Below are 22,939 nucleotides of genomic sequence, written 5' to 3'. Positions count from 1 at the left end.
AGGTGAAAAGCGCCTTATCTTCCCCCAATGTCCCACCCGGGACTATCCCGAGATAGGGGGGTTATCCCGTTGTTTTGGCAGTTAATTGTAACAATCTATAAAAGATGGCGCGGGATATGTTTCTCTGGATATATTGAGTATTGATGGCGATCCAATATGATGGCGCTCGCCCGCCACACCAGGCGGTGCAGTTCAGATGATTTGGTAACAGAAAAGCCCTTACCAGAGGCTTGCCGAGGGATGGAATGAGAGCCGTATTACTGTGTTTGCTGGGGCTGTGGCCCGCATTGAGTTTTGCCACCCTGTCCGCCGATATGGTGGTGGTGAAGAAATCGAGTTATAGCCTGACCCTGATGAAGGATGGCAAGGAGGTCAAACGCTACTGGATCGCTCTGGGTCCGGCTCCCAAGGGGCACAAGCAGCGGGAAGGGGATCAGCGCACGCCGGAAGGCCGTTACATCCTCGACTACAAGAAGACCAACTCCAACTATTACAAGGCCATCCACATCAACTACCCGAATCTGGACGACATCAAGGCGGCCAACGAGATGGGTGTGCGACCGGGCGGCATGATCATGATCCACGGTCAGCGCAACAGCATAGGCAACACCCGTTTGCAGCCGTCCAACTGGACCAATGGCTGCATCGCCATGCTCAACAAGGATCTGGACGAAGTGTGGAACGCCATCGAACCCGGCACTCCCATCATCATTCAGCCCTGACTCTCTGCAGCGCGCCACCTTCGGGTGGCGTTCTGTTTTTTGGCTCCCTCCTTTCTTTACCCGCAGCCTCTTGGTATCCGTCCCCGTGCTGTGCTAGTTTTTCCGGCTCGCCGTGGCCGCAACAAGGATGATCCCATGCCGTCAGCAACCCTCTCTCCGTCCGTCGGGGCCGAGAGTACCCGTGCGCTCTGGTGGCGCGCCTCCATCGATATTCTGCCGCTCTCCATCTCGGTGATCCCCTGGGGGATCCTGTGCGGCGCCCTGGCGCTGCAGGTGGGACTGAGCCCGCTGCAGGCCCAGCTGATGTCGCTGCTGGTCTATGCCGGCGCCGCCCAGCTGTCGGCCACCACCCTGTTCGGGGCAGGCACGCCGCTGCTGCCCATCATGGGCTCCACCTTCGTCATCACCTCTCAGCACCTGCTCTACGGCTTCACTTTTCGCCGCGACGTGCTGCCGCTCTCCCTGCGCTGGCGCGCCAGTCTCGCCTTCTTCCTGACCGACGAGATGTTCGCGGTGGCGCTCAAAGACAGGGAGCGCAGCGGCCGCTTCGATCCGGCCTACGCGCTCATCGCCGGCTTCGTCTTCTATCTGTTCTGGAATGTGGCGACCCTGCTCGGCATCGCCGCCGGCCAGTACATCGACGGGCTGGATCAGATGGGGCTGGACTTCGCCATCGCCGCCACCTTCATCGCCATGACCATTCCCGCCATGAAGAACCTGCCCATGGTGGCGGCCACCCTGGTGAGCGGGGCCATGGCGCTGCTCACCAAGCCGCTGCTGGCGGAGGTCTACATCATCATCTCGGCGCTCTCCGGCATGCTGGTGGGTTATGTGCTGCACCGGATGAGGAGGTAATCATGAGCTGGCTGATGATAGGCCTGCTGGCCCTGATCACCTTTTTCAACCGCTTCGCCTTCTTCTCGCGGCTGACCCGCTATCAGCCGGGCGCCGAGATGGGGGCCTTCCTCAGCTTCTCGGCCCAGTCGGTGTTGACCGCCATCTGGCTGCCCATCGTCTTCAGCTACCAGCCTGGCATTGGGCTGAGCTGGGATCCGGACTACCTAGTCGCCACCCTGCTGGTGACGGCGCTGACTCTGCTGCGGCTGCCGACCCTGCTGGTGGTGGTGGTCGGCATGGGGGGCTTCTTCCTGCTGCGCTGGCAGGGGGGCGTGGCACAGCTGCTGCCCTGGCTGGGCTAGGCCCGTGATCCTGCATGGCGGATGTCTTCATTGGATATCCGCCATGTTGTGAATGTCACTTCAAAAAACACCTCTCAAGTGTGAGGATTTAGCTCCCATCCGTCGAGGAGCGAGCCATGTCCTTCACCGAAACCTGCCAGCGCATCGTGCGCGATCCCCTGTTGTCACCGGCCCAGAAGAGCCACTCCCTGGCGCTGGCCGCCGAGAATGCGCTGCCCTATCCCGCGCTGCCCGCCGAGGTGAGCGAGGCGATGGCCAAGGGCTTGGTCTGCGACATGTTCGAGGGACACGCCCCCTACAAGCCGCGCTATGTGCTGCCGGATTACGAGAAGTTTTTGCGCCAGGGCTCTGCCTGGCTGGAGCTGGCACCGCCGCAGGATTTCGATGAGGCGCTCGATGCTCTGCGCATCCTCTACCACCACGTGCCCTCCGTCACCGGCATGCCGGTCTGGCTGGGCCGGCTCGACCACCTGCTGCTGCCCTTCGTCAGGGATCTGGATGACGAGACCCTCTATCGCAAGCTGAAGGGGTTCTGGATCTACCTGGACCGGGTGCTGCCGGATGCCTTTATGCACGTAAATATCGGCCCGGACGACAACCGTCTCTGCCGCCTGATCCTGCGCATCGACGGCGAGCTCAAGCAGGTGGCCCCCAACCTCACCCTGTTCCATGATCCGGCGCAGACCCCGGACAGCCTGCTGCTGCAGGGGGTACAGAACATAGCGGCTTGCAGCAAGCCCCACATCGCCAACTACCCGCTGCATCGCAACACCTTCGACGAGCGCGGCTTCGGCATCGTCAGCTGCTACAACGCCCTGCCCCAGGCGGGCGGCGCCAATACCCTGGTACGGGTCTCCCTCAAGCGGGTGGCCGAGCAGGCCCACGGCATCGACGACTTCCTGGGTTGCCTGCTGCCCCACTACTGCCGCCTCGCCTCCCGCCTGATCGAGGCGCGCGCGGCCTTCCTGCACCAGGAGTCCGGCTTCTTCGACAGCTTCCTGGTGCAGGAGGGGCTGCTGGAGGAGGGTCGCTTCGTGCCCATGTTTGGTATCTACGGCATGGCCGAGGCGGTCAACCTTCTGATGGACAAGGAGAATCTGCCCGAGCGCTACGGCTGTGACGAGGAGGCGAACCAGCTGGGCTATCGCATCTCGGCCCAGCTCGCTCGCTACGTGAGCGAAACGCCACAGCGCCACGCCTGGGGCGGCCGCGCCCTGCTCCACTCCCAGGGCGGGCTCAGCGTGGATCGCGGGGTCACCCCCGGGGTGCGCATTCCCTATGGCGAGGAGCCGGATCCCGCCAGCCATGTGCTGGCGCTGGCCCCTCACCACGGCTTCTATCACTCCGGGATCAGCGAGATCCTCACCCTGGATCCCACCATCCGCCAGAACCCGCAGGCGTTGCTGCAGCTCTGCAAGGGGGCGCTTGCCATCGGCATGCGCGAGTTCACCGCCAACGTGGCGGACAGCGACCTGGTGCGGGTGACCGGCTACATGATCCGCAAGAGCGACGTGGCCCGCTTCGCGGCCGAGGGCTCGCGGCTGCAGACCACCTGCCTCGGCGCCGAGGCGAGCGAGCTGACCGGGATCTGCCAGCGGTCGCCGCGGGTGGTGGGGCGCGAGGCGACCCTGTGTGACTACTGAGTGCGGCAGGCGGGCAGGGGCGGCGCGCAGCGCGACGGTGAGCCGCTGGCTGCCCTTCTCCTGCGTGGACGGCCCCGGCAACCGGCTGGTGCTGTTTCTGCAGGGGTGCAACTTCGCCTGCCCCGGCTGTCATAACCCGCACACCATCGGTCTCTGCGATCACTGCGGTGACTGTGTGCCGGGCTGTCCGAGCGGGGCCCTGACCCTGCACGAAGGAAGGGTCAGCTGGCAGGCGGCGTGCTGCACCGATTGCGATGCCTGTCTCGATGTGTGCCCCCGCAGCGCCAGCCCCAAGACCGCCACCATGACGGTGGCCGAGGTGCTGGCCTTGCTGCGCCGCTACGGCCCGTTGCTGACCGGCATTACCGTCTCCGGCGGTGAGGCCACCACCCAGCTGCCGTTCGTGATCGCGCTGTTCACGGCCATCAAGGGGGCGCCGGATCTGGCCCATCTCGGCTGCCTGCTCGACAGCAACGGTTCGCTCGCCGAGGCAGGCTGGCAGCGGCTGCTGCCGGTGCTGGACGGCGCCATGATCGACCTCAAGGGGTGGCACGACTCTGTGCATCACACGCTGACCGGCTATTGCCGCGAGCGGGTGCTGGCCTCGCTGCAACTGCTGGCGCAGGCGGGCAAGCTGGCGGAGGTGCGCCTGCTGCAGGTGCCGGGGCAGAGCGATTATCTCGCCGCCGACGGCACGCTGGATGGCGGGCTCGCCGCCTTCTTGCACTCTCTGGGGCCTGTGCCCATCCGCCTCAACGGCTTTCGCCATCACGGCGTGCGCGGGACGGCGCAGGGCTGGCCAGAGGCGACGCGAGAGGAGCTGGAGCAACTGGCCGCGGCGCTGGCGGCGGCGGGGCTTGGCCCCGTCACTCTGCCGCCCTTGCTCTGAAAGATTTATTCAATGCACTGATCGCAAAGGAGTTTCATGTTTATTGATGAAGGTTGCGACGAGCTGGCCGGCTTTTTTGCTGCCTGAGTCTTGAGATGACGTAACTGTGATTGCTGTCTATTTGAGCTCTGCGAGGGGGCGGCTAGAATGGGTCAATCGCCCACCATCAACAGACGAACATGAGTGAATCCAACGCCTTATATCGAGTGCAGTTCATTTGTCACAACGAGCGTTACGAAGTCTATGTTAGGGAAGTGAGCCAGGGTCAGCTGTTCGGCTTTATCGAGATCGCCAACTTCGTGTGGGACAACCACACGGCGCTTATCGTCGACCCCAGCCACGAGAAGTTGAAGAGTGAGTTTGCCGACGTCAATCGCACCATGATCCCCATGCACCACGTGCTGCGGGTCGATCAGGTGCGCAAGCAGGGGGCAGCCCGCATCACCGAGCTGGGCAACAACGTCTCTCCTTTCCCCGGCCCCATCTACACCAAGAAACCCTGAGCACAGTCGTGCCTGGCACAGCCTGTGCCGGGCACGGCCCTCATCATGCCAGCGCGCGGGCCAGCTGCAGGATCCGCTGGCGAAACCAGCGTCGCGCCGGTTCCTCTCCGGCCGGGCCGTACCATACCAGGCTGTGGGTGACGGCGCCGTAATCAAACGGTACCGGCCGGCTCACCAGATCGTGCGGGGCCGCCTGCTCGGCCCAGCCGTTGACGGCGGTGAGGATCAGATCGCTCTGGTGCAGCAGGGTCGCCGCACTGCCAAAATCGGGCAGGATGGCGGCGATCTGCCGGCGCACCTGCAACTGGGCCAGGCTCTGTTCGAAGAAGGGGTTGGCCAGCTCCTGATCACGAATGGCGATATGGCGCCAGCTCAGGTAGGCATCGAGATCCCAGGGCCGCGCCAGCGCCGGGTGATCCGCACGCAGCAGGCAGACCAGCTTGTCCTCTCGCAGTGTCTCCCACACCAGCCCTTGCTGGCGGGGTAGCGGCTGGCTCTGATCGTGGGGCAGGATCACGAAGTCCAGCTTGCCCGCCGCCAGGGCCGCCAGCCCCTGCTCATCCTTGTTGCGAATGTCGGGCACCAGGCCCGGCACCTCGCGCATCAGCTGCGCCAGGATGGGCCCCATGGGCCAGACCATGCCGCTCTCGCGCAGGGCGAATTTCAGCTGCCCCTGCCAGCTGGCGGGATCGAAGCCGCCCTGGCCGGTGAGGCCGTTGAGTTCGCTCAGCAGCCGGTGCAGGGTGGGGCCGAGCCGCTCGGCAAACGGGGTCAGCAACAACTGGTTGCCCTGGCGGTAGAGCAGCTGATCGCCGAGCAGATCCCGCAACTGGTTGAGGGTCTTGCTGACGGTGGAGGGGGTGGTACAGAGCCGCTCGGCGGTGCGGGTGACGCTCTGGCTGTCGAGCAGCAGGTGCAGGGTAACCAGATGGCGGCCGCCGAGGCGGGAGAGGGCAATGAGATCCATAACGGTTCCACGAGCAAACGGGACAAACAAAAAGCCCCGCCTGAGCGGGGCTTGCGGGGATCAGCCCTTGAGCACGGCAGCCATGGCGTCGGCCACGTAGTCGACGTTGCGGCTGTTGAGACCCGCCACGCACATGCGACCGGAGCGCACCAGGTAGACGGCGAACTCCTCGCGCAGTCTGTCCACCTGCTCCGGGGTGAAGCCGGTGTAGCTGAACATGCCGCGCTGGTTGATGAAGTAGCTGAAGTCACGGCCCGGCACCTTGGCGCTCAGCACCTCGAACAGCTTCTCGCGCATCGACTTGATGCGGGTGCGCATCTCGGTCACCTCACCAACCCACATGGCGTGCAGGCTGGCGTCGTTCATCACGGCCGCAGTGATCTGGCCGCCGTGGGTGGGGGGGCTTGAGTAGTTGCGGCGCACGGTGGCCTTCATCTGGCCTAGTACCCGACCCGCCTCTTCGGCATCCTGGCAGATGACCGATAGGCCGCCGCAGCGCTCGCCGTAGAAGGAGAGGTTCTTGGAGAAGGAGTTGCTGACGAAGAAGCTGACGCCGGCGGCCACCATGGCGCGAATGGCATAGGCATCCTCTTCCAGTCCGTCGCCAAAGCCCTGATAGGCGATGTCCATAAAGGGGATCAGGTTCTTCTCGACCACCAGCGTGATCACCTGGTCCCACTGGGCGCGAGAGAGATCCACCCCGGTCGGGTTGTGGCAGCAGGGGTGCAGCAGCACGATGCTCTTGGCCGGCAGGCTGCTCAGGCAGTCGATCATGGCGTCGAACTGCACGCCGCCGGTGGCCGCATCGTAGTAGGGGTAGTCGTGCACCTTGATGCCGGCCCCCTCGAACATCGCCTTGTGGTTGTCCCAGGTGGGATTGCTGACCCACACCTCTGAGGTCGGGAAGTAGCGCTTGAGCAGATCGGCGCCGATCTTCAGGGCGCCCGAGCCACCGATGGTCTGGATGGTGGCGATGCGACCGGCCTTGACCGCTTCGTGGTCAGCACCAAACAGCAGGTGCTGCACCGCGGTGCGGTAGTTGGCGGCGCCTTCCATCGGCTGGTAGGGGCGGGGGGCCGGGGCGGCGGCGCGCTGCGCTTCGGCCTGCTGTACCGAGGCCAGCAGCGGAATGCGGCCCTGCTCGTCGTAATAGAGGCCGATCCCCAGGTTCACCTTCTGCTCGCGGGTGTCTTTGTGGAAGGTCTCGACCAGGGTCAGGATGGGGTCGCCAGCATAGGCATCGACGTGTTCAAACATGGGGGGTCCTTGCGAAATGGAATCCAGAATATGGCGATCAATGATCGGCGGTCATCATGGCGTAAAGCCGGCGAGGGCTCAAGTCTGAAAGGGACGCGGGCTGGCGGAGCGATGCCGCCCAGCCGTAAACGGGATGATGCGGGCCGCTCGCGGCCCCCTCCACCGGCCTTACTTCAGATAGGATCGCAATACCCGCACCACCTGATCCAGATCCTCCAGCCGCTCGGCCGGGGTCGCCTCTTCGGCGCCGAGATGCTCGCGCATGTGGCCCTCCAGCACCTCCAGCATCAGGCCGTTGACGGCGCCGCGAATGGCGGCGATCTGCTGCAGGATGGCGGCGCAGTCGCTCTCCTGCTCCAGCGCGCTCTCCAGTGCCCCTGCCTGCCCCTTGATGCGGCGCACCCGCGCCAGCAGCTTCTTCTTGCCGTGAATGGTGTGTGACATGCAGGATCCTCTCGATCAATAAAACTATACTGGGGTATAGTATATTGCATTGTCGTCCTCAGGAGAAATCCATGTCATCCCTCGCCTCATCCCACTGCCACCAACCCGTCGTCCACGAAGGGAATCCGCTGGCCGAACAGAAGACCCGCTGGGCCGTGCTGCTGACCGTCGTCATGATGGTGGCGGAGATCGGTGGCGGCTGGTTCTACAACTCCATGGCGCTGCTGGCCGACGGCTGGCACATGAGCTCCCACGCGCTGGCGCTCGGCCTCTCGGTGCTGGCCTACCGCGCCGCCCGCCACTTCGCCCGCGACCACAGATTCAGCTTCGGCACCTGGAAGATCGAGGTGCTTGGCGGCTTCACCAGCGCCCTCTTGCTGGTGGGGGTGGCCTGTATGATGCTGTTCGAGTCGGTGTTCCGGCTGCTGGATCCCAGCCCGATCCACTACCAGCAGGCCATCGCCATCGCCATCGTCGGCCTGCTGGTGAACCTGGCCTGTGCCTGGCTGCTCAAGGATGATCACGGTCATCACCATCATCACCATCATCACCACGACCACCATCATGATCACCACGACCACGATCACTCACCCGATCATCACGGCCATCAGGATCTCAACCTGCGCGCCGCCTACATCCACGTGCTGGCGGATGCGGCCACCTCGGTGCTGGCGATTCTGGCGCTGGTGGGGGGCATGCTGTGGGGGGCCGACTGGCTCGACCCTCTGATGGGCATAGTGGGCGCCGTGCTGGTGGCGGTGTGGGCCTGGGGGCTGCTGCGCGACTCCGGCCGGGTGCTGCTGGATGCCGAGATGGATGCCCCATTGGTGGCAGAGATCCGCGAGGTGATAGCCGAGCTGCCACAGACCGAGATCCGCGATCTGCACGTCTGGCGGGTGGGGCAGCAGCAGTATGCCTGCGTGCTCTCCCTGTTGATGGCGGCGCCGCTCTCCGCCAGCGAGATCCGCGCCCGGCTCGCCATCCACGAGGAGCTGGTGCACGTCACCATAGAGGTGGGCACCCCCTGATCCTGACCGGTTGGCCGCAACAGCAGGAAGGGGCCAAGGCCCCTTTCTGTTTGTCTGGCTCAGTGGGGCGGGCCCTGCACATCGTCAGGTTTGTGCTGCCAGATGGCGCCGAGCAGCAGCTTGAGCAGCAGCCCGGGTGGATTGTCCAGCAGCCGGCCCGACTCCAGCTGCAGCTGGCCGTCGGGATGAAAGCCGAGGCTGGCGTGGATGGTGCCATCCTCGCCGCACACCTGGATGAGACCGCTCAGGCTGCCGCGCTCCCCCGGCTGGCAGCGCAGCCGCAGCTCCCGTGGCTCCCCCAGCAGGGTGAAGGCGCGGGCGAGGGGCGGGGTATCCTCGTAATCCGGCCAGTTGAAGAAGTGGTACTGCTCGGCCAGGGTGCCCGCCTGCTGGCAGAACTGGTCGAACAGCTGGGCAATCCCCTGATACTCCTGATCCAGCCGCCTGGCCTGCTCCTCAATCCGTTTCATCTCCGGTTGCTCCTTTGCTCGCTCTTGTTCACTTATCCATTTGATCGGAAATATTTTTTTCCGAAATTGGACGCGCCTTCCGCTGGTATGGGCCGAAACGGACGACGGGTCTGTGAGCCCGATCCGATTTTCGTTATGAAAACGTTATCTTGTTGAAAGAGGTTAACTTTTTTGCCTTCCTGCTCACATTTGAAACGATTTCAGCTGATTAATATGGCCCCGCTCGGCAATGACCGGGTACTCGAATATCGAGACTAACTACAGCGGGAATTATAAAAAAATGGATATGAAAAAGACCAAGGTGGCGCTGGTAACAGCCTCACTGCTCGCGCTTTTGTCCGGCTGCAATGACAACAGCACTTCCCCCACCCCGGAACCCTCGGACGGCCCAGTCGCCCGTCTGCCCAATGTACAACCCCCGGCCGAACAGCTGGTGGCCGGGCCCGATCAGGCGGTGATAGCCCTGGTGGATACCCAGACCAGCGCCGCCCGCGGAGTCACAGGCCCCTTCGCCAACTACAGCCTGCACCTGTGGAACAACGACGCCTGCAACGCCACCGCCGAGAGCGGCCTCAACGCAGGCTGGGACGACAAGGCCAACACCCCGGCCGCGGTCGACGGCTTCGGCCCGAGCTGGGTGGTGCCCCTCAGCAAGGTGGAAGGGTGCATCAACTTTATCGCCCGTAACGGCGATCTGGCCAACCTGACCGGCAGCGACATGAAGGTGGTCTTCAGCGATCATCCGGACCGCACCGTGGCCATCGTCGCCGGCAAGAACGAGATCTTCGGCAGCCGGGCCGAGGCCTTCACCGCCGCCTTCGGCGTGGCAGGCGCCAGTGCCCACCTGATCGACGGCAACACCCTGATCTGGCAAGGGGGCAAGGACAAGCCCCATGTCCGCCTCTATTACACCGACTCCGGCACCATCAAGGCCAACGCGGAAGGGGTGTTCGACTTCCCCTACATTACCCTCACCCCGACCAGCCTGACCGCCGAGCAGCAGGCCAAGTATCCGCATCTCAAGGATGCCGCCGCCTTCGCCCTGCCGGCCGGGAAAGATCTCAAGCCGCTGCTCAAGGGTGAGCTGGTGGCCATCGGCACCGACGCCGACGGCATTCTGCAGGGGGCGACCCTGGTGCAGAGCGCCGGCGCCCTCGATGCCCTCTACAGCGAGGCGGCCACCAAGCTGACCTATGGCGCCGTGGTGGAGGGGGGCCATGTCACCTTCCGGCTGTGGGCGCCGACCGCAAGATCGGTCAAGCTGGCGCTGTTCGACGAGCAGCACAAGTCGATCGGCGAGCGCACCATGACCCTGGACGAGGCCAGTGGCAGCTGGAGCGTGCAGGGCGGCAGCGAGCTGGTGGGCAAGTTCTACCGCTACGACATCCAGGTCTATCACCCGGTCAGTCGCAAGCTGGAATCCTATCAGGTGACCGACCCCTACTCCCTGAGCCTGACGATGAACTCCGAGTTCAGCCAGGTGGTGGATCTCAACGATCCGGCCCTCAAGCCGGAAGGGTGGGACAGCCTGAAGGCGCCCCACAGCCAGCAGAATCCCGCCGACATCACCATCTATGAGGCCCATGTCCGCGATCTGACCGGCAACGACGACTCCACCCCGGCCGAGCACCGCGGCAAGTTCCTCGGTCTGACCGATACCGACACGGCGCCGGTCAAGCACCTGCAGGCGCTGGCCAAGAGCGGCGTCAGCCACCTGCACCTGCTGCCGGTGTTCGACATCGCCACCGTCAACGAGGATCCGGCCAAGGTCGCCAACATCGGCGACGACTTCGGCAAGCTGTGCCAGGTCAACCCCGAGGTGCAGAACTCCAAGTTCGCCGGCTACTGCAGCAGCGGCCAGACCATCGAAGCCGTGCTCGGCGATCTGCAAGGGAGCGACAGCAAGGAGAACCCGCAGGTGCAGGAGCTCTACGGCTACCTGCGCGGCGTCGACTCCTTCAACTGGGGTTATGACCCCTACCACTACACCACCCCGGAAGGCTCCTACGCCACCAACGCCGAGGGCAGCCAGCGCATCCTGGAGTTCCGCGAAATGGTCAAGGCCATCAAGCAGAACATCGGCATGAACGTGGTGATGGACGTGGTCTACAACCACACCAACGAGGCGGGCCTGGGGCCCAAGTCGGTGCTCGACAAGATAGTGCCCTGGTACTATCAGCGCCTCAATCCGGAGACCGGCTCGGTGGAGAACTCCACCTGCTGCTCCAACACGGCGCCGGAACACGCCATGTTCGCCAAGCTGATGGATGACTCGCTAGTCACCTGGGCGCGCGACTACAAGATCGACGCCTTCCGCTTCGACCTGATGGGCCACCACCCGAAAGATCAGATGGTGCAGGCGCTGGCCGCGGTGAAGCAGGTCAACCCCGAGATGTACTTCTACGGCGAGGGCTGGAACTTCGGCGAGGTGCAGGATGACAAGCGCTTCGTGCAGGCGACCCAGAAACACCTGGCCGGCACCGGCATCGGCTCCTTCTCCGACCGGCTACGGGATGCGGTGCGCGGTGGCAGTCCGTTCGACGGCGGCGACACCATTCGCAAGACCCAGGGCTTTGGCAACGGCGCCCTGGTGGATGCCAACGAGATGGACGGCGTCGATCGCGCCACCGCCCTGCATCAGAGCGACCTGGTGCGCCTCGGCATGGCCGGCAACCTGAAGGAGTTCATCCTGACCGACAAGGACGGGATGCCGAAGAAGGGGGCCGACATCGACTACAACGGTCAGCCGGCGGGCTATGCCCAGGATCCGACCGAAATCCAGAACTACGTCGACAAGCACGACAACCAGACCCTGTTCGACAACCTGATCTACAAGGCGCCGCAAGGGGCCGATCTGGTGCGGATGCAGGGGGTATCGCTCGCCACCGCCATGCTGGGGCAGGGCATTCCCTTCACCCACGCCGGTGTCGAGCTGCTGCGCTCCAAGTCCATGGAGCGGGACAGCTACGACTCGGGTGACTGGTACAACCGGGTCGACTACACCCTGGCCGACAACAACTTCGACAAGGGGCTGCCGCGCAAGGACAAGGATGGCGACAACTATCCGCTGATCGAGCAGGTGCTCGGCAAGCACGTCAAGCCGAGCGGTGCCGACATGGCGACCATGGTGGGCTTCTATCAGGAGCTGGCCGAGCTGCGTCAATCCTCCCGTCTGCTGCGTCTGGGCAGTGGCGCCGAGGTGATCAAGCGGGTCGATTTTCGCAATACCGGCCCGGATCAGGTGCCCGGCCTCATCGTGATGACGGTGGATGACGGTGTCAATGCGGGGGCGGATCTGGATCCGGCCATCGACGGTCTGGTGGTGATGATCAACGCCACCAATGCTCCCCAGAGCATCGGCGACTTCCGTGACGGCAACGATCAGCCCATCGACCTGACCAGCCTGCAGCTGAGCCCGGCCCACCACGGCGGCGAGAGCATCGCCCGCGATGCCGCCGTCAATGGTGGTACCCTGACCCTGGGAGCCTGGTCGGCGGCGGTGTTCGTCAAGCCGCAGAGCGGTGCCCAGGGTAGCGGCCTGCCGGTCGGCAAGAAGACGGATCTGAGCACGGTACCGCCGTTCGGTGACACCGCCGTCTATCTGAAGGGGTTCCTCGATGAGTGGGGCAACACCAACCAGATGATCTTCAGCAGCAACTTCATGTACGAGTTCACCACCGAGGTGAGCAGCGACAAGCTGGGCACCACCAACGTCAAGATCGCGGACGCCAGCTGGGGTCCCCTCAACTACGGCAGCTGCAACGCCGGTGACAAGCTGGTGGTCGGCACTCCGCTGACCCTCTGCAAGGGTGGCGATACCGGCAACATTGGGCTCGATCTGGCCAAGGCGGGCAGCTACAAGTTCGTGTTTACCGCCATGAACAAGGACAAGCCCACCCTGAGCGTCAGCTTTACCGAGCCGGTGCAGAGCTGCAAGGTGCTGGACACGGTGGCGGGCAATCCGCTCGGCTACAACCTGTTCGTCAAAGGCGAGCTCTCCGGCTGGGCCGCTCAGCCCCAGTACCAGTTGAGCTACAAGGGGATGGATGGGGATCTCGCCATCTATCAGGCGGCCTTCAACTACACCGGCAGCACCGAGTTCAAGGTGGCCAACGAGGACTGGAGCAAGGAGTACCTGCTCAACGGCGGCGGAGCGCTGAAGGCGGAGACCGGTTACCCCTTAGCCTTCTCCCAGGCGGGCAGCGCCAACAACAGCATCACCTTGCCGCAGGGGCTGTGGAGCGTGCTGGTGAAGGTTGACCCGGCCGGCACCAAGGCCGGCACTGCGGTGATCCAGGAGTGCAGCGCCAAGTAGTCATTCCCATCGAGCCCGGGGCTGGCTCGGCAGCCCAGGGTTGAATTCCACCTTGCCAAGGGTGGGATAACACCGAGAGAGTAAGCAAAGCGCGACTGCCGACCGGCAGCCGCGCTTTTTCTTTGTCGTTGAAGGCGGTGCAATAAAAAAGCCGTCCCGAGGGGGACGGCTGTTGGTTGTGCCGTTAACGGCCGACTTAGCGCTTGCGCAGCAGGCGCAGGGCGTTGGCGGTGACCAGGGCGGTGGCGCCGGTATCGGCCAGTACCGCAATCCACAGGCCGGTGATGCCGAGCAGGCTGGTGACCAGGAAGATGGCCTTGAGCCCCAGCGCCAGCGCTATGTTCTGGTGGATGTTGGCCAGTGCCGCGCGGGAGAGCCGGATCATGGCGGCGACCCCGCCGAGCTGGTTGTGGGTCAGCGCCGCATCGGCGGTCTCCAGCGCCACGTCGGTGCCGCCCCCCATGGCGATGCCTATGCTGGCCCGCTTCATGGCCGGCGCGTCGTTGATGCCGTCGCCGATCATCGCGACCTTTTGCGTCAGACCGAGCTTGGCGATCTCATCGACCTTGCCCTCCGGCAGCAGGCCGGCGCGCCAGCCCATGCCGAGCTCGCCGGCGATGGCCTCGGCGGCGCGGGGGTTGTCACCGGTCAGCATGATGCTCTGCAGACCAAGTTCGCTCAGCTCGCGCAGGGCCGGGGCCGCCTCGGGGCGGATCTGGTCGCGCAGGGCCAGCAGGGCCGCTGGAGCGGCATCAGGCTGACCGAGCACCACCACCGTCTTGCCTTGCTGCTCCAGGGTGGCAACCCGGGCCTGCGTCGCCGCATCCAGGGTGGCGACCCGGCTCGGTGCCAGCAACTGCCAGAGGGTGCCGTCGATGCGACCTTCCACCCCCATGCCGGGCAGGGCGCGCAGCTCCTGGGCCGCGGCCAGGCTGAGGCCCCGTTCGCCGGCCGCCATCACCACGGCGCGGGCCAGCGGGTGGTGGGAGCCCTGCTCGATGGCCGCCGCCAGCGCCAGCAACTCGGCCTCAGGCTGGCCATTGAGGCTCACCAGTTCGGTCAGCTGCGGCTTGCCCAGAGTCAGGGTGCCGGTCTTGTCAAAGGCCAGGGTATCGATGTGGGCGAGGCGCTCCAGCGCGGCGCCCCCCTTGATGAGGGCCCCCTGCCGGGTGGCTGCCGCCAGCGCCGAGGTGACCGCCGCCGGGGTGGAGATGACCAGGGCGCAGGGGCAACCGATCAGCAGCAGCGCCAGCCCGCGATAGACCCACTCGTCCCAGCTCTGGCCGAAGGCGAGTGGCGGTACCAGCACCACCAGCAGGGCGACCAGCATCATGGCCGGGGTATACCAGCGGCTGAAGCGGTCGATGAAGCGCTCGATGGGGGCGCGCTGGGTCTCGGCCTCTTCGATGAGATGCAGGATGCGGTCGATGGCGTTGTTGCCGGGCTCTGATACCACCTCGAGGCGCAGCACCCGATCCGCCGCCAGACTGCCGGCGGGGACCTTGTCCCCCTGGCGGCGCTCCACCGGGATGGATTCGCCGGTCAGGGCGCTCTCGTCAAAGGCGCCGAGGGTGTCGAGCAGGCGGGCATCGGCCGGCAGACGGGCGCCCGGGGCGATCTCTATGATGTCGCCTGGACGCAGTTCATCGGCGGCCACCTCTTCCCGCACCTCGCCATCGGCAGTGGTGCGGATGCGCAGCGCCTTGTCGGGCACCAGCGCCATCAGGGCGGTGACCCCGGCGCGGGCGCGGCCGGCGGCGTAGGCCTCCAGGTGTTCGCCCAGCATGAACAGCAGCAGCACCATGGCCGCTTCGGCGGTTTCACCGAGGAACAGGGCCCCCACGGCGGCGACCGTCATCAGGGTCTCGATGGCGAAGGGGGAGCCGCTCTTGGTCAGCGCCCACGCCTTGCGAGAGATGGGCCACAGCCCCCAGAGGGTGGCCAGGGTAAACAGTGGCTGACCGATCTGGCTCGGCAGCAGGGCCGCCACCAACATCAGGCCGGCCAGCGACAGCGGTTGCCAATATTTGCCGAGCAGGGTCTGCAGCGGGCCGCGTTCGCGGCCGGACTCCGGCTTGCCGGCGCGCTCGCCCTTGAGCTGGAAGCCGGCGGCCAGCACGGCGGCGGTGACGGGATCGGGGGAGAGGCCGGGGGCCAGATCCACCACCAGCTTCTCGGTGGCAAACAGCACGCGGGCCTGCTGCACGCCGCTCACCCGGCTGACGGCCGTCTCTATCTTGCGGGCGCAACTGGGGCAGTCCATCCCCAGCACCTGCCAGCTGTGGCGGCGGCTGTTCTGCTCGGGGGCGTCCAGCGGCGGCTCGTCCGCGGCGGAGGCGTGATCGTGCGCATGACCCTGCTCATGGTGATGGTCGTGTTTGGTGTCGGTGCAGCAGCCCCCTCTGGGGGGCTCTTCGTCACCGGGGACGTCGGCGACCCCGCGCGCCTGATGATCGTGGGGAGCCGGGGTGGCCGCGCAACTGGCCGTTGCCGTGTTGTCACAGCAGTGGCTGGTGTGGCTGTGCTCGGCCTGGGAGGCGGCCGCCTTGCTGACGGTCTTGATGGGGGCGGCGTGCTGATGGCTGCAGCAGGATTTGCTCATGGTGCGTTCCTCTTGAGGGACCCCGCCCCTGCGGGATCCTGGATGACTGAGCCGAGTGTAAACCTTGGTGTTAAGTCCAAGGTCAACCCCCTTTCTCTCTGCTCCTCCAGACGGGTGCTTTGGCGATCCTATATCCCTGTGATTGGCGGGTGTTTGTCCCCGCCCGGCGGGCCTATACTGGAGGCCCTGATCCTCCCTCGATAATCAAGGACATAACATGAGCAATACCGTTACTCTGCAAGGCAACCCGGTTTCCGTCGCCGGTCACTTCCCGGTTGTTGGCGAACAGGCCAAGCCCTTCTCCCTGGTGGCCAAGGATCTCTGTGACGTGACCCTGGCGAACTTCGCCGGTCAGCGCAAAATCCTGAACATCTTCCCGAGCGTCGATACCCCGACCTGCGCCACCTCAGTGCGCAAGTTCAACGAGCAGGCAAGCAGCCTGAACAACGCCGTGGTGCTGTGCATCTCCGCCGACCTGCCGTTCGCCCAGGCCCGCTTCTGCGGCGCCGAGGGTCTGGACAAGGTGGTGAACCTGTCCACCCTGCGTGGCGTCTCCTTCCTGCAGGACTACGGCGTGGCCTTCTCCTCCGGCCCGCTGGTGGGTCTGGCTGCCCGCGCCATCGTAGTGCTGGATGAGCACGACAAGGTGCTGCACAGCGAGCTGGTGGCCGAAGTGGCCGACGAGCCGAACTACGCCGCCGCCCTGGCCGTGCTGTAATAGCGTCGGGTCGACAAAAATCCCGCCGGGGCCATGCCCCGGCGGGATTTTTTATGGGCGGCTGCCGTCAGGGGGAGGTGGCGAGCGGCTGCGATGGGGGCTTGGGTTGCCACTCCACGTAGGGGCGGTGCAACCTGGCGTAGATCTCGGCCAGCTTGCCGGAGGCGGCGAGCCGGTCAATCGCCTCGCCGAGGAAGCGATCCATCTCGTCGCCGGCGGGCCCTTTGGCGATGATGAAGACATCCTCGAAATCCCCCAGGTGTTCCCGATGGATGTTGGTGAGCTTGAGCCGGCGCAGCATCAGGTCGGCCTCCTCCTGGGCCCAGATGAAGGCATCGATGCGACCGCGGGAGAGCTTGCGCAGGGACTGCTCTATGCTCATCGACCGCTGCAGCGGAATGGGCAGAAAGCCGGGGGTGGCCTCGATCAGCAGATCCCGCTTGGTGGGCACTATGCCGTAGGCCATGTCGGGGGTGATGATGTGGTCGGTATTGCTGTAGAGCACGTGGGTCACCTTGCCGAAACTGCGGGTGCTGAAGCGATAGGGCAGCAGGTCGGCATCCTGCAGGTTGCGGATGGCGGGCAGGCTGAAGTCGGCGGTGCCGGCGATCACCCCGGCCATGGCCCGGGCGAGGGGATAGATGGTGATCCGGATGCTGATATCCGGATAGAGATCGTCGATGGCGCGTACCAGATCCACGAAGGGACCCGTCTTGTCGGCATTGATCAGGCCCGGCAGCTCGCCGAGGTGGGCGTTGATGATGCGCACCGGTTTGGCGGCGGGGGTGGCCTGGGGATCGGCACGGGAGAGCCCCAGGCTGGTCAGCCCCAGCAGGGCGAGCAGCAGCAAGAGGGGCAGGGTGGGGGATCGGGTCATGGTCGGGTCGCTCCGCCTTGAGAGGTTTTCTGAAGTGTAGCCAGCGGCACCCTGGCGCGGCGGCCCGGCACCTGAGCGGATTGGGTTTTACTTATGGGCCCCCGCTCACTAGACTTCGCCCTCCCACTTGCTTATCCGTACCGTGCCATGACCTTTGACCAACTCGCCCTTGCCCCCGCCCTGCTGGCGGCCCTGCCAACCAATCTTCAGCACCCGACCCGGGTGCAGCAACTGGCCATCCCCGCCGCGCTGGCGGGACGGGATCTGCTGGCGCTGGCCCGCACCGGCAGCGGCAAGACCCTGGCGTTCGGCCTGCCGCTGCTGCATCGGCTGGATCCCGCCCTGGCAGAGGTGCAGGGGCTGGTGCTGGTACCGACCCGCGAGCTGGCGGTGCAGGTGAGCGAGGCGTTGCAGGGGCCGGCCGCCGGGCTGGGTCTGCGGCTGGTGACCCTGTGCGGCGGGGTGGAACAGGCGCAGCAACAGGCCGAGCTGGCGCTGGGGCCGCAGCTGCTGGTGGCGACCCCGGGGCGGCTGCGGGATCTGCTGGGCCAGCAGTTGCTGACCCTGGCCGGCCTGCGCACTCTGGTGCTGGACGAGGCGGACCGCCTGCTGGAGATGGGGTTCTGGCCCGATATTCAGTGGCTGATGAAGGCCATGCCGGTCGAGCGTCAGACTCTGCTGTTCTCCGCCACCCTGCCCGCCGAACTGGAGGCGCTGGCAACCGGTTTGCTGAAAGAGCCCGCGCGGGTGGAGGCGGATCCTCGCAACAGCGTGGCCGACGACATCGAAGAGCGGCTCTATCTGGTCAACAAGAGCAGCAAGGTGCCGGCGCTCATCAGCCTGCTCAAGGCCCACGAGTGGCCGCAGGTGCTGGTCTTCATCAGTGCGCGGGACGACGCCGACGGGGTGGCCCGCAAACTGGCCAAGGCGGGCATCGCGGTGGCGGCCCTGCACGGTGAGAAGGAGCAGGCGGTGCGCGAACAGGCGCTCGGCGACTTCAAGGCGGGCAAGGTGCGGGTGCTGGTGGCAACCGATCTGATGGCGCGCGGCATTCACGTGGAGGCACTGCCGCTGGTGATCAACCTGGACTTGCCCGCCAGCGCCCCCGTCTATGTGCATCGCATCGGCCGCACCGCCCGGGCCGGGCGCAGCGGGCTCGCCATCTCGCTCACCTGCCATGGCGAGGCCGACACCCTGGCGGCGATCCGCACCCTCACCGGGCGCGAGCTGCCGCTGGCCGATCTCGCCGGCTTCCCGGTGACCGACAAGCCAGCCAGCGGGGAGGGCAAGCGCGCCCCCCGCGACAAGCAGGCCAACCGTCGCACTCAGGCCAAGCGCAGCGTCAAGCAGTTCAAGGGCAAGGCGTAGCGCCCCCCGCCATGACCGGTGTGACAGGCCGGTTCATCGCAGCGCCAAACAGTGAAAGGGTCGGGGCCAAACCCTGACCCTTTCTGTTTGCCCACCTGGTCACTATCAAACAGCGGTCGCTTCGCTATGCTCCATGGGTTTCACCATGGAGGGATGACGAATGACCAGTCTGGTAATGGGCCCCCTGCTGGGCCTCGAGTCAGAGACCGAGTACAGCATCTGTTTTATGGCGCAGGCCAGCTGCCAGAGTGCAGCCGTGCGGATCAACGGCGAGCTGCAGGCCGCCAGCAAACAGGCGGATACCCCGAGAGGCGGCTTCTGGCGGCTGGTCTGGCAGGCCAGTCCCAAAAGCAAGGCCGGCACCCCCGTCGACTACGAGATCCTGCTGGACAAGCAGCCGGCGCAGGATCTGGCGGGATACGACAAGTGGCAGTTCCATCTGCCGGGCAAGAAGGAGCCGGTGCGGATAGGCTACGCCTCCTGCAACGGTTTCTCCGACTTCAAGCTGCTCACCTCCACTCCGGCCCCCTACGTCATGTGGGACAAGCTGGCCGCGGAGCACAAGGCCCATCCCTTCTCCCTGTTGCTGATGGGAGGAGATCAGGTCTATGCGGACTCCCTCTGGACGAGCGTGCCGACCCTCAAGGCCTGGAACGAGCTGGACCGGGCGGAGAAGGTCAAGCGCAAGGCGGCCCGGGCCATGGTGGAGCAGCTCGACCGTTTCTATTGCGACCTCTATTGCAAACAGTGGGGCCGCCTCGAGGTTGCCTTCATGCTGGCCCGGGTGCCGAGCGCCATGATGTGGGACGACCACGACATCTTCGATGGCTGGGGCAGCTACCCCGAGGATCTGCAGCACTGTGAGGTCTATCAGGCCATCTATGCCGCCGCCACCAAGTACTTCCGGCTGTTCCAGCTGCGCACTGGCGCCAACGGGGCGTTGCTGGACAAGACGCTGAATCACCACTCCTGGCGGCTCGGTTTTCGGGGCTACCAGATCCTGGCGCTGGACAACCGGGCCAATCGCACCCGCGACCAGGTGATGAGCCCGTCCCAGTGGGAGCAGGTCAACGCCGCGCTGGCGGCCTGCGACACGGGCCACCTGCTGGTGCTGGCGGGGGTGCCCGTGGTCTATCGCGACTTCTCCTTCACCGAGGCGGCGTTCGATGCCACCCCCTGGGAGGAGGAGCTGACCGACGATCTCAAGGATCACTGGCGGGCCCAGGCCCATCAGGGGGAGCGGGCTCGCCTCATCATGCGGCTGTTGGACAACGCCAGGCAGCGGCGCCAGAAGGAGCCTGGCTGCAAGACCCTGATCCTCTCAGGCGACGTGCACGTGGGGTGCCTCGGGGTCATTCAGGACAAGCGGGAGGGGCTCAACGTACACCAGCTGGTCTCCTCCGGCATCGTCCACCCCTGTCCCACCCAGTTCCAGTGGATGGGGATCCTCGCCATGACCAACGACGATCCCGAATACCTCGACGAGAGCCGGCTGATCCGCGCCGAGCTTATCAAGCCGTTCGGCGCCCCCGTCTACCTGCGTACCCGCAACTTCGCCACCCTGCTGATGGGCAGTGACGACAAGCTGTGGGCCAACTGGCATTGCGAGAACGGCCTGGCGGCCAGCTACCCGCTGGCCTGATGGCCGGGGAGATGCGAAGGGCCCGTCAGGGCCCTTTTTTCATTGCGTTGGTGTGGCGGTGTCACGGGCGAAGAAGTCGCGCCGGAACTGGCCGAGCACCGCCTCCCTGTGCTGCTGCCAGCTCGCTTCGTCCATGTTGCCCCGGCTGGCTGCCAGCTGCTGCTCCAGCTCGGTCAACTGCTGCTGGTAGCGGCTGCGCTGATCCAGCTGCTGCTGGCGGCTGGCGGCAAACTGCAGGGTCGCCTCGGCCTCTGCGGCCGGCAGGAAGTGGCGGGCCAGGGTGGCGAGCTCCTCGTCCCCCCACAGCTGGCGTGCCTGCTGCAGCCGGGCCGCCGGGTTGAACAGTTCAGTCGTCAGATCCGGGTGCTCCGCCACCCACTCATCCTGCAAGCGGGTGAGGGCATCCAGCCGCTCGGCCAGCGGCAACTGCTCGTTCTCCTGCGCCAGCTGCTCGAGCGCCAGGGCGTAGCGCCCCTGCAGCCGAAACAGGCTCTCCCCCTCGCCAAGCCAGCTGGCCTCAGCGCCTTCCAGATTGGCGAGCCGCTCGGCCAGCGGCAGATCGCTGTCGCTTACCTCGCTGGCGAGCTGCTGGCTCAGCGCCTCCGGCATGGCCCGCCAGCTGGCGGGAGGTGGCTCGGAGCCGGTCTGTTTGGCGGCAACCGGCGAGGCGAGCGCCGGGGAGCCTGGCCGCTGTGCCGGCACGGGGGCAGCGGCGCCCGATGGGGGCTGGCTGGTGGAGGCCGGGCGCGCCGGCTCCTCCTGTGCGCCCAGGTTGAGCAGCAACAAGGCCAGCAGCGCCAGCGCCAGCAAGCCGTAACGGCGTTTCATCGGCTGATCTCTCCCTTGACCGGGAAGTGATCGGAGAGGTTGCTGGCGGGCCAGAGGCTGCCGTCGCTGCTGCGCGGGATCCAGACGCTGTTGAGGTTGTGGCTTGCGGCGCCGTACTCCCGGCTCACCACCAGATAGTCGAGGTACTCCACGTTGGCGCCGCCGGAGAGCGGGCCACCGGCATAGGGGTTGATCCTGGGATCGAAGGTGGCCTCGGTGTAGCCGCCGTAGGCCGGCTCGTCGGCGTCGAGATTGGCCAGCATGCCGGCGTAGTCATCGGCAAACTTGCGCTTGTTGACGTTGAAGTCGCCGCCGTAGATGACGGTGTCGCTGGCGGGAATATTGAGGCTGGCGGCCAGGGTGCGCATCTGGCCGAACTGGATCTGGCGCAGCCGGCGCGCCTCGTCGGTGTCGAAGCTGGCGGTGTGGGTGGCGAACAGGTGCCAGGCCTTGCCCCCCTTGATCACCTCCGCATACATCACCCCCTTGTCGGCGAAGCAGTCGGTGCCGGTGCACTGGGGATAGACCAGCTGGGCCTCACGCACTATGGGGTAGCGGCTGACGATCACCACGCCGCCGTCGTGGATGTTGACCCCCGGCTTGTCGAGCACCTTGGTCTGGTAGGGGTACTCTTTGGCCAGCGCCTGCAGGAAGCCCTCGCGGCGGCCGTCGAACACCTCCTGCAGCAGCAGGGCGTCATAGCCCTTGAGGTGTTCGGGCAGCAGCGCCAGCCGCTCGCCGATGCTGGAGGCGATCACTGGCAGCGCCCAGATGTTGTAGCTGGCCACCTTGAGCTTGCTCTCCGCCGGTTCCGGTTGCTCCCGCTTTTGTGGCGGAGTGAGCATATAGTGCAGATCGTCGTAGCGGCCGGTGAATTTGGCGGTGAAGGCCAGCTCCTGCGGCCCGTTCAGGCGGTGGATGGCGCGATCGCTCTGCCAGCCTGAGCTGTCTGCCGGCGTCTCGCCGCCGTGTTGCAGGGTGCTGTTCCACCAGGTGCCCTCCATCCGCTGGTTGAGGCGATAGGTGTCACCGCCGGGGGTGGTGACCCGGGTTTCGAACAGATAGCTCTTGCCCGCCTTTACCCCCTCGTAGCGGTTGAAGCTGAGCACCATGGCGCTCTCCCAGGGGCCCAGCTCAGTCCTGTGCTGGATCCACTGGCTGCCGGCCTGCAGCTCGCCGGAGCCGCTCTGGCGGATCTCCAGCTGGACCGGATCCGGGCTGTTGTTGGTGAGGTAGACATCGGTATCGGCCAGCGCCTGTAGCGGAAACTGGCTGGCCAGCAGCAGGGCGGCATAACTGACGGGCTTGTGCATCATGAAGTCCTTTTGGTTGAGACACGCAGGAAAGTGACTGTTATGGCGGGCACAGAGGTCATTTCATTTACATTTTTGTTACAAATAAATGAAAGGCCCCATATGGGGAGGCAGGGCGAGCGGACAGGTTGGCGAAGAGGCGGGGCGTGCCGGT

At 65.5% G+C, this 22,939-nt stretch carries 19 protein-coding genes; 11 read left to right on the top strand and 8 right to left on the bottom strand.

What is annotated here, in order from left to right; translation table 11 throughout:
* Nucleotides 1-245 precede the first annotated feature (245 nt).
* From AB5Y94_RS07260 to AB5Y94_RS07235, 6 genes are all read left to right on the top strand, one after another.
* Nucleotides 246-722 carry a murein L,D-transpeptidase family protein gene (locus tag AB5Y94_RS07260; protein WP_005308598.1) on the top strand — a complete coding sequence of 159 codons (477 nt, stop codon included), beginning with the start codon at nucleotides 246-248 and terminating at the stop codon, nucleotides 720-722.
* 135 nt (nucleotides 723-857) lie between these two features.
* Nucleotides 858-1,577, top strand: coding sequence for an AzlC family ABC transporter permease (locus AB5Y94_RS07255; protein ID WP_123247134.1), 720 nt, complete (start codon nucleotides 858-860; stop codon nucleotides 1,575-1,577).
* A gap of 2 nt (nucleotides 1,578-1,579) precedes the next feature.
* A complete protein-coding gene (locus AB5Y94_RS07250) occupies nucleotides 1,580-1,921 on the top strand; it encodes an AzlD domain-containing protein (protein ID WP_017408987.1) in 342 nt (113 codons plus the stop codon).
* Nucleotides 1,922-2,037: 116 nt separating this feature from the next.
* A complete protein-coding gene (locus AB5Y94_RS07245; protein WP_368205272.1) occupies nucleotides 2,038-3,564 on the top strand; it encodes a YjjI family glycine radical enzyme in 1,527 nt (508 codons plus the stop codon).
* A 37-nt stretch (nucleotides 3,565-3,601) separates the two neighbouring features.
* On the top strand, nucleotides 3,602-4,453 hold the full coding sequence (locus AB5Y94_RS07240; RefSeq protein WP_139725819.1) for a YjjW family glycine radical enzyme activase: 852 nt from the start codon (nucleotides 3,602-3,604) through the stop codon (nucleotides 4,451-4,453).
* 179 nt (nucleotides 4,454-4,632) lie between these two features.
* A complete protein-coding gene (locus tag AB5Y94_RS07235) occupies nucleotides 4,633-4,956 on the top strand; it encodes a DUF1820 family protein (protein ID WP_005308607.1) in 324 nt (107 codons plus the stop codon).
* Between the two features lie 43 nt (nucleotides 4,957-4,999).
* Here the strand turns inward: AB5Y94_RS07235 and AB5Y94_RS07230 are convergent, their stop codons facing one another.
* From AB5Y94_RS07230 to AB5Y94_RS07220, 3 genes are all read right to left on the bottom strand, one after another.
* Nucleotides 5,000-5,923, bottom strand: coding sequence for a LysR family transcriptional regulator (locus AB5Y94_RS07230; RefSeq protein ID WP_139753303.1), 924 nt, complete (start codon nucleotides 5,921-5,923; stop codon nucleotides 5,000-5,002).
* Nucleotides 5,924-5,983: 60 nt separating this feature from the next.
* Nucleotides 5,984-7,180 (bottom strand): aromatic amino acid transaminase, encoded by a 1,197-nt coding sequence (locus AB5Y94_RS07225; protein ID WP_368205271.1) that lies wholly within the window; start codon nucleotides 7,178-7,180, stop codon nucleotides 5,984-5,986.
* Nucleotides 7,181-7,348: 168 nt separating this feature from the next.
* Entirely contained in the window at nucleotides 7,349-7,624 is a 276-nt protein-coding gene (locus tag AB5Y94_RS07220; RefSeq protein WP_005308614.1) for a metal/formaldehyde-sensitive transcriptional repressor, read from the bottom strand.
* Between the two features lie 71 nt (nucleotides 7,625-7,695).
* On the opposite strand from AB5Y94_RS07220, the gene dmeF reads away from it, so the two are divergent.
* Nucleotides 7,696-8,652: a CDF family Co(II)/Ni(II) efflux transporter DmeF gene (dmeF, locus tag AB5Y94_RS07215; RefSeq protein ID WP_368205270.1), complete on the top strand. Its 957-nt coding sequence runs from the start codon at nucleotides 7,696-7,698 to the stop codon at nucleotides 8,650-8,652.
* A 59-nt stretch (nucleotides 8,653-8,711) separates the two neighbouring features.
* Here dmeF and AB5Y94_RS07210 read toward each other — a convergent pair whose 3' ends face one another.
* On the bottom strand, nucleotides 8,712-9,122 hold the full coding sequence (locus tag AB5Y94_RS07210) for a hypothetical protein (protein ID WP_017784615.1): 411 nt from the start codon (nucleotides 9,120-9,122) through the stop codon (nucleotides 8,712-8,714).
* 280 nt (nucleotides 9,123-9,402) lie between these two features.
* On the opposite strand from AB5Y94_RS07210, the gene pulA reads away from it, so the two are divergent.
* Entirely contained in the window at nucleotides 9,403-13,437 is a 4,035-nt protein-coding gene (gene pulA / locus AB5Y94_RS07205; protein ID WP_368205269.1) for a pullulanase-type alpha-1,6-glucosidase, read from the top strand.
* Between the two features lie 196 nt (nucleotides 13,438-13,633).
* Here the strand turns inward: pulA and AB5Y94_RS07200 are convergent, their stop codons facing one another.
* Nucleotides 13,634-16,039, bottom strand: a complete 2,406-nt coding sequence (locus tag AB5Y94_RS07200; RefSeq protein ID WP_368205268.1) for a zinc/cadmium/mercury/lead-transporting ATPase — start codon at nucleotides 16,037-16,039, stop codon at nucleotides 13,634-13,636.
* A gap of 217 nt (nucleotides 16,040-16,256) precedes the next feature.
* Between AB5Y94_RS07200 and tpx the strand changes: the two genes are divergently transcribed.
* Nucleotides 16,257-16,757, top strand: coding sequence for a thiol peroxidase (tpx, locus tag AB5Y94_RS07195; RefSeq protein WP_010635170.1), 501 nt, complete (start codon nucleotides 16,257-16,259; stop codon nucleotides 16,755-16,757).
* 67 nt (nucleotides 16,758-16,824) lie between these two features.
* On the opposite strand, the gene AB5Y94_RS07190 is transcribed toward tpx, so the two are convergent.
* Complete coding sequence (locus AB5Y94_RS07190) at nucleotides 16,825-17,634, bottom strand: transporter substrate-binding domain-containing protein (RefSeq protein ID WP_019840840.1); 810 nt, start codon at nucleotides 17,632-17,634, stop codon at nucleotides 16,825-16,827.
* A gap of 147 nt (nucleotides 17,635-17,781) precedes the next feature.
* Between AB5Y94_RS07190 and AB5Y94_RS07185 the strand changes: the two genes are divergently transcribed.
* Complete coding sequence (locus AB5Y94_RS07185) at nucleotides 17,782-19,002, top strand: DEAD/DEAH box helicase (protein ID WP_368205267.1); 1,221 nt, start codon at nucleotides 17,782-17,784, stop codon at nucleotides 19,000-19,002.
* Between the two features lie 160 nt (nucleotides 19,003-19,162).
* Nucleotides 19,163-20,644, top strand: coding sequence for an alkaline phosphatase D family protein (locus AB5Y94_RS07180; RefSeq protein WP_368205266.1), 1,482 nt, complete (start codon nucleotides 19,163-19,165; stop codon nucleotides 20,642-20,644).
* 39 nt (nucleotides 20,645-20,683) lie between these two features.
* On the opposite strand, the gene AB5Y94_RS07175 is transcribed toward AB5Y94_RS07180, so the two are convergent.
* Nucleotides 20,684-21,472 carry a hypothetical protein gene (locus AB5Y94_RS07175; protein WP_368205265.1) on the bottom strand — a complete coding sequence of 263 codons (789 nt, stop codon included), beginning with the start codon at nucleotides 21,470-21,472 and terminating at the stop codon, nucleotides 20,684-20,686.
* Nucleotides 21,469-22,785: a sphingomyelin phosphodiesterase gene (locus AB5Y94_RS07170; protein ID WP_368205264.1), complete on the bottom strand. Its 1,317-nt coding sequence runs from the start codon at nucleotides 22,783-22,785 to the stop codon at nucleotides 21,469-21,471. Before AB5Y94_RS07170 ends, AB5Y94_RS07175 begins: the two co-directional genes overlap by 4 nt.
* Nucleotides 22,786-22,939 lie beyond the last annotated feature (154 nt).

The organism is Aeromonas sp. s5 (assembly GCF_040907865.1).
GTDB lineage: Bacteria > Pseudomonadota > Gammaproteobacteria > Enterobacterales > Aeromonadaceae > Aeromonas > Aeromonas dhakensis.
Note: the sequence above shows the minus strand (reverse complement) of the source record. Positions and strands in the feature narration are given on the sequence as shown.